Annotated in this window: 1 rRNA gene (cut by a window edge); it reads left to right on the top strand. The window is 60.1% G+C overall.

From position 1 onward, the window contains the following. Positions 1 to 2,243 (top strand): 23S ribosomal RNA (locus ACERLL_RS17625); it begins 251 nt to the left of the window's first position. Positions 2,244 to 2,299 lie beyond the last annotated feature (56 nt).

Here is a 2,299-nt window from a genome sequence, read left to right as displayed (position 1 = left end):
AAGTCGCAGGGGGTCGACCCGAAACCGGGCGATCTACCCATGGCCAGGGTGAAGGTGGGGTAATACCCACTGGAGGCCCGAACCCACCAGAGTTGCAAATCTGGGGGATGAGCTGTGGGTCGGAGTGAAAGGCTAATCAAGCCCGGAGATAGCTGGTTCTCCCCGAAACCTATTTAGGTAGGCCCTCTTGGGTTTGCTCCCGGGGGTAGAGCACTGGAACGGCTAGGGGCCCCGCAAGGGGTTACCAAACCGTACCAAACTCCGAATTCCGGGAAGCACGACCAAGGGAGACAGACTGCGGGTGCTAAGATCCGTGGTCGAGAGGGAAACAGCCCAGACCGCCGGCTAAGGTCCCCAAATGATGGCTCAGTGGGAAACGAGGTGGGACGGCACAGACAGCTAGGAGGTTGGCTTAGAAGCAGCCACCCTTTAAAGAAAGCGTAATAGCTCACTAGTCGAGTCGTCCTGCGCGGAAAATATATCGGGGCTAAGTCATCTACCGAAGCCGCGGCAGCGCTATGCGCTGGGTAGGGGAGCGTTCCGTAGGCCGCTGAAGGTGGTCCGAAAGGACTGCTGGAGGTATCGGAAGTGCGAATGCTGACATGAGTAGCTTGAAAGAGGGTGAGAACCCCTCTCGCCGGAAGCCCAAGGGTTCCTGCGTCAAGTCAATCTGCGCAGGGTGAGTCGGCCCCTAAGGCGAGGCCGAAAGGCGTAGCCGATGGGAATCCGGTCAACATTCCGGAACCGCTGTCTACTGCGATGGGGGGACGAAGGAGGATAGCCCAGCCGGGCGCTGGTCGTCCCGGTTCAAGCAGGTAGGCTGGCCCGGTAGGAAAATCCGCCGGGCTAGAGCCGAGATGCGACAACGAGCGCCTACGGGCGCGAAGTGGGTGACTCCAGACTTCCAGGAAAAGCCTCTAAGCACCAGGTAGGCAGCGACCGTACCCCAAACCGACTCTGGTGGGCAGGGAGAGTATCCCAAGGCGTGTGAGCGAACTCGGGTGAAGGAACTCGGCAAAATGGCCCCGTAACTTCGGGAGAAGGGGTGCCCTCAGTACGTGAAATCCCGCGCGGACGGAGCGGAACGGGGCCGCAGTGACCAGGGGGCTACGACTGTTTACTAAAAACACAGGTCTCTGCAAAGGCGCAAGCCGATGTATAGGGACTGACGCCTGCCCGGTGCCGGAAGGTTAAGGGAGTCCGTTAGCGTAAGCGAAGCGGATCACCGAAGCCCCGGTAAACGGCGGCCGTAACTATAACGGTCCTAAGGTAGCGAAATTCCTTGTCGGGTAAGTTCCGACCTGCACGAATGGCGCAACGATGGCCCCACTGTCTCCACCCGAGGCTCGGTGAAATTGAAATCGCTGTGAAGATGCGGCGTACCCGCGGCAAGACGGAAAGACCCCGTGGACCTTTACTACAGCCTCATACTGAACACGGAGGCGGTCTGTGTAGGATAGGTGGGAGGCGAGGAACCGGCGACGCCAGTCGTCGGGGAGCCATCCTTGAAATACCACCCTGATCGTCTCTGTGTTCTAACCAAGGACCGTGATCCGGTCCTGGGACCGTGTGAGGTGGGTAGTTTGACTGGGGCGGTCTCCTCCCAAACGGTAACGGAGGAGCGCGATAGGTGCCCTCAGCGCGGTCGGAAATCGCGCAACGAGTGCAAAGGCAGAAGGGCGCTAGACTGCGAGACAGACACGTCGAGCAGGTGCGAAAGCAGGCCTTAGTGATCCGGCGGCTCCGCATGGAAGGGCCGTCGCTCAACGGATAAAAGGTACCCCGGGGATAACAGGCTAATTCCGCCCAAGAGTTCACATCGACGGCGGAGTTTGGCACCTCGATGTCGGCTCATCGCATCCTGGGGCTGAAGCGGGTCCCAAGGGTATGGCTGTTCGCCATTTAAAGCGGTACGCGAGCTGGGTTTAGAACGTCGTGAGACAGTTCGGTCCCTATCTGCCGTGGGCGTTGGAGACTTGCGGGAAGCTGCTCCTAGTACGAGAGGACCGGAGTGGACGTACCTCTGGTGCACCGGTTGTCCTGCCAAGGGCATGGCCGGGTAGCTACGTACGGACGGGATAACCGCTGAAAGCATCTAAGCGGGAAGCCCCTCCCAAGATGAGGTCTCCCGGGCCGTAAGGCCCCTGAAGGTCCGTCGCAGACGACGACGTGGATAGGCCAGCGGTCGACGCGTGGCAACACGTGCAGCCGACTGGTACTAATCGACCGTGCGGCTTGACCATATAACACCCAAGCAACGGTGTATCCGCCGCCTGCAGGCGCCAAACACCGCTCGTAC

This window comes from Thiohalorhabdus sp. Cl-TMA (assembly GCF_041821045.1).
Lineage (GTDB): Bacteria > Pseudomonadota > Gammaproteobacteria > Thiohalorhabdales > Thiohalorhabdaceae > Thiohalorhabdus > Thiohalorhabdus methylotropha.
This window is presented reverse-complemented; position numbering and strand designations above follow the sequence as displayed.